The 6,529-nt window shown below is 63.9% G+C and carries 6 protein-coding genes; all 6 read left to right on the forward strand.

The window, feature by feature from the left end; translation table 11 throughout:
- Window positions 1-36 precede the first annotated feature (36 nt).
- The 6 genes from IEY43_RS04270 to IEY43_RS04295 all read left to right on the forward strand — a co-directional run bounded on the left by IEY43_RS04270 (window position 37) and on the right by IEY43_RS04295 (window position 6,498).
- A complete protein-coding gene (locus IEY43_RS04270; protein ID WP_188947361.1) occupies window positions 37-693 on the forward strand; it encodes an aminoacyl-tRNA hydrolase in 657 nt (218 codons plus the stop codon).
- Between the two features lie 140 nt (window positions 694-833).
- Window positions 834-3,401, forward strand: coding sequence for an SH3 domain-containing protein (locus tag IEY43_RS04275; protein WP_188947362.1), 2,568 nt, complete (start codon window positions 834-836; stop codon window positions 3,399-3,401).
- Between the two features lie 158 nt (window positions 3,402-3,559).
- Complete coding sequence (locus tag IEY43_RS04280; RefSeq protein WP_229777265.1) at window positions 3,560-4,498, forward strand: hypothetical protein; 939 nt, start codon at window positions 3,560-3,562, stop codon at window positions 4,496-4,498.
- A gap of 271 nt (window positions 4,499-4,769) precedes the next feature.
- The gene (locus IEY43_RS18095) at window positions 4,770-5,309 is read left to right on the forward strand and encodes a hypothetical protein (protein WP_229777266.1); all 540 of its coding nucleotides are present in this window, start codon (window positions 4,770-4,772) and stop codon (window positions 5,307-5,309) included.
- Window positions 5,310-5,752: 443 nt separating this feature from the next.
- Window positions 5,753-6,190 carry a hypothetical protein gene (locus IEY43_RS04290; protein WP_188947363.1) on the forward strand — a complete coding sequence of 146 codons (438 nt, stop codon included), beginning with the start codon at window positions 5,753-5,755 and terminating at the stop codon, window positions 6,188-6,190.
- Window positions 6,187-6,498, forward strand: a complete 312-nt coding sequence (locus IEY43_RS04295) for a hypothetical protein (RefSeq protein WP_188947364.1) — start codon at window positions 6,187-6,189, stop codon at window positions 6,496-6,498. Before IEY43_RS04290 ends, IEY43_RS04295 begins: the two co-directional genes overlap by 4 nt.
- The last annotated feature ends 31 nt before the right edge of the window (window positions 6,499-6,529 follow it).

Here is a 6,529-nt window from a genome sequence, read left to right on the forward strand (position 1 = left end):
CGCGGGCCGCAGGGTTGCCGGGAATAGAATGATTCCATGAGTGAGCTGCGCGAACGCGATCCGGACGAACTGGTCCAGCCGATCATCCTGCGGATCGACAAGGAAGACCCGTCCACCGAGGACGAAGGCCTCTCGGCCGTCGCCCGCGCAGCAGTCATCGCCTACCTCAGGGCCCCGCAGGCTCCCGAGTGGCAAGTCTGGGCCGGGCAGGCATTTGCCAAATCGGTGCGCCGTGCCAATCCCAAGATGTTCGGCAAGGTGCTGGAGCTGTTCCCCGAGGCGATGGTGAGCGAGGTTGGTAAGGCGCAAGCCGTCGGCCTGCCGCCGTTGCCCGCGCACGATCTGCCGAAACTCATCGCCAAGCTGCAGGTATCGGGTACGCAGCTGCCCAAGAGCGCCGAGGTATTGGTCTCCGAGGTCACTATCGGCATCAGGAAGTCGCTGCAGATGTCGACCGGCAAGGCGGCGGCGCAGAGCGCGCATGCGCTGTTCGCCTGGCTGACCGAGGAAAAGGGCGAGCGCATCGAACGGTGGCTGTCCGCCCATGCACCGGTCGGGATCCAACACCTGTCTGATGAGGACTTTGATCGGATCAGCGAGCAAGCCGCGGGACCGGTGATCCAGGATGCGGGCCGCACGGAAATCGAGCCCGGTTCGGAAACCGCTTTTGTATACATGAAAACAACTAAGTGAATTTCGAGTGTGAAAATACTGTATTTTCTCTGGGTATGTCATTCTAAGAGTGGCAGCCGTAACTGGAGGACTACCGACGGGCAGCTGTCGTCCAGTTTCCGGCCTCACTGAGCAGTGAGGATCAGACCGAAAGAACCCAGATGCCCCGTCGCACTCGCGCGCTAGGCCTTGCCCTGGCGCTGTCACTATGCCTGAGCCCCGTGATCCCGGCCGCCGCAGCGCCGAGCATCGCTCCCGCCCAGGAAGTAGCACTTGCCGCAGCGGTCAAAACCGTCAGCAAGAAAACCATACAGAACCTGAACCTGCGCCAGAGCGCCAGCGCTTCGTCCAAATCGCTGCTCGTGATTCCCAAGAACGCCACGGTCAAGGTCGGCGCCACGAGCAACGGCTGGTCTCAGACCAGCTACGGCAACAAGACCGGCTGGGTCTCGGCGAAGTTCCTGGTAAATGTTCCAGCGACCTCCACCGCGAAAACCAAGACCTACCGCTACCTGGGCTCCTACCAGGTGCTGAGGCAGAACCCGTCGGCCACGGCCAAATCGCTGGGGGAGCTGCAGCGCCGAACCAAGGTCGAGCGGCTGGGGGCAACCGGTTCCTGGACCAAGATCAAGTCGGGCGGCAAGACCGGGTTCGTTCCCACGAACCAGCTGTCGAACACTGCGCCGGCTATTGCGTATCGCTGGGCCAAGACCAAGCAGCCGATCTACAAGAGCACCTCGACCAGCTCCGCCAAGGTTGCGACCCTCGCCTCCGGGGCGAAGGTCCAGTGGCTGCGCAACTACGGCAGCTGGAGCTCGGTGTCGGTTTCGGGCAAGACCGGATGGATCCAGAGCAAGCACCTGGGTGCCACCGCACCGCTGAAGGTGATCGGTTCGCGCTGGAGCATTGACACCACGGTGGTCCGCGCGACCCCGTCGTCCAAGGCGAAATCGATGGGAAGCATCCCGGCAGGCCAGCAGCTGAGCCTGTACTCGACCAGCGGCTCGTGGGCCAAGGTCAAGACCTCCAAGGGCATCGGCTGGGTGCCGGCTGCCTCGCTGGTGGCCACGGCGTACAAGCCGGTAGCCAGCAAGTCCTACTGGACCGGGGCGAATCTCGCCTTGAAGTCGGCGAACTCCGCTGGCAGCAAGAGCCTGGGCACCATCGCCAAGGGGCAGAAGGTCACCGCCATCGGCACCGCCAACGGCTGGACCCGGATCAAGTCAGCCAAGGGCACCGGCTGGGTGCCGTCCAAGAACCTGCTGGGCAAGGCCCCGGTTCTCGACAAGGTCATCGGATCGCGCTGGACCATCGACAAGACCGTTGTCCGCGCCACCGCCTCGACCAAGGCCAAGTCCCTAGGGACCGCCTACGCCGGCCAGAAGTTGAGCCTGTACTCGACCAACGGCTCCTGGTCGAAGGTCAAAACCGCCCAGGGCGCCGGCTGGGTTCCCACCTCCTCGCTGGTGACCACCGCCTACAAGCCGGTGTCCAACACGTCCTACTGGACCACCGCCGGCACCACGCTGCGCGCGTCCAACAACGGCAGCTCGAAGTCTCTGGGCTCCCTGGCCAAGGGCCAGAAGGTCACAGCCATCGGCACCGCCAACGGCTGGACCCGCGTCAAGTCCTCCAAGGGGACCGGCTGGGTGCCGGCAAAACACCTGAGCTCCAAGGCCCCGGTCGTGGACAAGGTCATCGGCACCCGCTGGAGCATGGACGCAACGGCGGTGCGGACCTCGGCGTCGTCCTCCGCGAAGTCGCTGGGCACCATTCCAGCCGGCCAGCAGCTCAGCCTCTACGCAACCAGCGGCTCATGGTCGAAGGTCAAGACTTCCAAGGGAACCGGCTGGGTTCCGACCTCCACGCTGATGAACTCGGCCTACGCCGTGATCGCCAGCAAGCCCTACTGGGCCACCACCAACGTGAACCAGCGCGCCGGAAGTTCGGTGAACACCACGTCTCAGGGCGTGCTGTCCACAAATGAAAAGGTCACCGCCCTGGGCTCCGCCAACGGCTGGATCCGCGTGAAGAGCCGGCTCGGCACCGGCTGGGTGTCGGGAGCCTACCTCTCGGCATCCAAGCCGAGCCTGCCGCTGCCGTCGGATCCGCCGCCGCCCGCAGCGGACGCCAGCCACCGCTGGACCACCGCGAGCGTCAACCTGCGCACCGGCGCCGGAACCCAGTACGCATCCAAGGGCGTGGTGTCGCTGGGTGAAAAGGTCACCTACCTGAAGACCGCGAACGGCTGGGCCAACGTGGGCACCAGCCTGGGCAGCGGATGGATCAAGGACGACTACCTGAGCACCAAGGCCACCGTCTCGGTGCAGCCCGACACCCAGAAGGTCATCGACGCGGTCAAGGGCCGCTTCGCAGACGGCATCAGCGCCATCTATACGCTGCGCAGCGGCTCGACCGGGCACAGCAGCGGCAAGGCCGCGGACTTGATGATCCGCAACTACAAGACCGCAACGGGCGTGGCCAACGGCGACAAGATCGCGCAGTTCCTGCTCGATAACCGCGACCAGTTGGGTGTCTCCTACCTGATCTGGCAGGACGAGATCTGGCTTCCAACCACCGGATGGACTGCCTACTCCACCTCCGGCAAGTACGGAAACCAGTTCACCGGCAACTGGAACGACACCACCCGCCACATGGACCACATCCATGTCGAGGTCTACGGCAACGCCGCGAACAACAAGCCGCTGGACCTCAGCGCACTGCGCTAGCAGGTGCGGGCCTCACGGCCCGCACGCTGGCGACGGCAAATCAACAGGCCCCGGAACGACGCCGCTTCAGCGGCGCGTTCCGGGGCCTGTTTTCGTGCGCCGGATGCGCGGTGAGGGTTGCTGGTTCGCTCCGGTTTGCCGACGGACGAACCGACGTCGTGACCGGCTATTCCGTGGCCGAACGTCCCGAAACCGGAGAACGGCCGATCTGGTACGGCGGGGGACACCTTGGCCGTGATCTGACGCTGCCGAGGCTACGTGATGGCTGGCCCGATACTCCCACCGGAGCAACCGAGGCCGCCGCCGAATGGAATGCCGCTAAGCGCGGTCGCCGCATCGTCGCGCCGGGCCGCGAAGCGCACGAGCCCAATCCGGAATTGTGGGATCAGCGCAACGCTGAACTGCGTGAGCTGGTGGACCGGCTGCGTGCTGTCCCAGTCGATGACCGTGACACCTGGGCGACCGTGGCGCGCCAAACCCCCGGTGCCTTGGCCGCCTGGTCCAACGCGACCGAGAGCACTCCCGGAGACCTCGCCGCCGCAGCCGAAGCGCTGTCCCGTTCGGCGCAAACGTATGAACATACCGTGAGCCCTGAAAAGGCCGGAACGGTGGCCCTGTCCGGTGCAGCCATGCTATTGGCCAGTGCTGCCCGTGGAGGACAGGGCACTGTCGCTCAGGCGGCAATGGTGCGTCAGCTCTTGCGTCTGACCCAGGCAGTGCATGACGCCTGTGTGGCAGGACAGCAGGTACGGCAAGCGAAGCTGTTGGCCGAGGATACTCGCGCGCGGCTGGTCAGTGTTCGTGACGCCATGCCTCAGGTGCCTACCTCGGCCAGCGCCAATGGCGCCGCCACGACAACCATTGAACGCCCTCGCACGCTTGATCCCGAGGTGCAGGTTATGCTTGACCGGCTGCACGCCGGGCAGGGCAAGCCCGCCACCGCGGCGGCGTCCCCCCATCCCCAACAAGATCGAACCAGCCAAGACCCATCAGACCACCAAGCCGGGTACGGACCGCGGCCCGGAACGATAGGAAAAGGGGGCCGATCATGGCCGAGGAAACAGATGGAATTGAGGAAGCCTTCGAAGGCCAATTGAGAGTCCTGGTCACCGCTGCTGGGCAAATTGCCGAACGGATGGCCAGAGCCCGCGAGTACGCTTTACGCCGAGCTCAAGCGTCCAGCGAGCAGGAAGCCCGCGAGCTGCAATCCCGGTTCGCCGCAGAGCAGCGCGCTGCCCGGGCGGAGATGGGCAACGTTCATCGAGCCGAGTGGTGGGACCGGGCCACCCCGGAGCAGATCGGCCACACCTGCCAGGTGACCCGCGCCTGGTCCAAGGAAGAACCCGAAGCGGTTCGTGCTGAACAGAGATGCGCGATGAGCTGCGCACCCGCTACGCGGTCGACGTCGAGAATGCGGGAGCAGACCCCGAGGCAGTCCGCCAGGCGGTCCAACGCGAGCTGGCCAGGTCGGAGCATGACCGGGCGGCCGCGGCCGCCGAACAGTCGCGCTCCGAGCAGGAACGAGTCGAAGCGCAACGGCTGATGACGATGGCAGACCACGATGAGCGCCGGGCCGAGGAATCCCGGGCAGCTGCCGAACATGAGCCGGACCCCGAGGAACGCGTGCGCGCCGCCGCCGAAGCTGAACAGCGCGAGGCACAGGCCGACAGTGCCCGAGAGGACGGGCACACCGTCTACGACAGCGCCGAGCGTCGCGCAGGCACCGCTCAGAGTCTCGAAGCACAGGGCATCGACCGCGAGGTGGTGGCCACGCGCATGCGGGCAGACGTCAGTCAGGGCAAGCCCGCCACCGAGGCCGTCAAGGGCGCCGGGAAGGCCAAAGCACCCAAGGCCCGCAAGACCCGCGGCCCCGGCGCTCAAGCCCAACGAGCGGGCCTGGATCGGTGAGAAGCGAGTCCACGACCCACAACACAAGAGAGGGACCGCACCTACTAGGTGCGGTCCCTCTCTTGTGTTGTGTGCTATGTCGCATTCGGAGGTCTTGTCATTTTCGCTCACTATGTTTGGCGCAATAGGCGAATAGTCAAATCGATCTTAAATATTTCATGACTAAATGTTTGTTTTTACAGTAGTTGTATAAGTAATGTAATATCGGCTCAAGTAATCGTAACTTTCAACAACTTGAGTGTTAATTTTGAAACAAACAGCCAAAGTAATCTCCTCGATCGCTGTTGTTTTATGCCTTTCAGTCTCGCTTGCCGCGCCGGCACAAGCGGCAGATGTGTCTGACGAAAAGACTGATAGTGTCATCTCATCTATCCTCCAAGCCCTCTCGGTCAGGCTGTAAGTGAGTCACCAAGACTCCCCGCCACTGACCAGAAGGAAACCCCATGAGCACCGTCGGTGTCACCCGCGAAGAAATCAGGGAATACGTCCACCAATACAACCTCCAGCCCCACGGCACCCGCACCGCCTGGCTGCAACAGCAACCCTTCTTCAGGGCTACGTTCTACCGCTGGAACCGGCTCGTCTTCGAAGGGGACCTCGACCGCCATCTCGTTCCGCGAGATCATGGACAGATGAACACCACCCCGAGCCAACGCTCAGCTTTCGAACAAGCCCGTGCCAAGGAACAGGCAGAACACGAAGCCGAACTGGAAGCGTTGCGTGAACGCGTCCGCCAGCTCGAAGGCACCAACGAGGCCCTGGGAAAAGCTATCGGGCTCTTGCACAAGCTGAACGAGCAAGGGCCCGACACCTCGACGACGACCGAGCCCAAGAATTCCTCGCTACGGAAAACGACCTCGTCCGAACACTCACCCGATTGACCGGTTCCCAACGCCAAGCCCTGAGGGCTACCGGAATTTCGCGTTCGACCTGGCACTACCGGGTCAACCCACGCCCCAGAACAACAAACCCAATCCACCAGGCTGACCGCGCCTATTCCACCAGGATTAGCCAGGCCGACCGCGAACGCATCGAGGAACGAATCCTCGCCGGCTGGGCCGATAACCATTCGGTGGATCACTCCTTCGCCACCGCCTGGGACGAGGGCCTCATGCTCGCCTCCCGGCGCGCCTGGTGGCGCATCGCCGCAGGCAGGCTCTTCAGGATTCAGAGTGTAAACGTGGCCTGAACCCGCCGGTCTCCAATAACGACCGTGCGAT

It is taken from the genome of Glutamicibacter protophormiae (assembly GCF_014647495.1).
Lineage (GTDB): Bacteria > Actinomycetota > Actinomycetes > Actinomycetales > Micrococcaceae > Glutamicibacter > Glutamicibacter protophormiae.

Excerpts from the sequence above, each read along its gene's own strand:
- IEY43_RS04270 (WP_188947361.1), top strand. The coding sequence starts at position 37 with ATGAGTGAGCTGCGCGAACGCGATCCGGACGAACTGGTCCAGCCGATC.
- IEY43_RS04275 (WP_188947362.1), top strand. The coding sequence starts at position 834 with ATGCCCCGTCGCACTCGCGCGCTAGGCCTTGCCCTGGCGCTGTCACTA.
- IEY43_RS18095 (WP_229777266.1), top strand. The coding sequence starts at position 4,770 with ATGCGCGATGAGCTGCGCACCCGCTACGCGGTCGACGTCGAGAATGCG.
- IEY43_RS04290 (WP_188947363.1), top strand. The coding sequence starts at position 5,753 with ATGAGCACCGTCGGTGTCACCCGCGAAGAAATCAGGGAATACGTCCAC.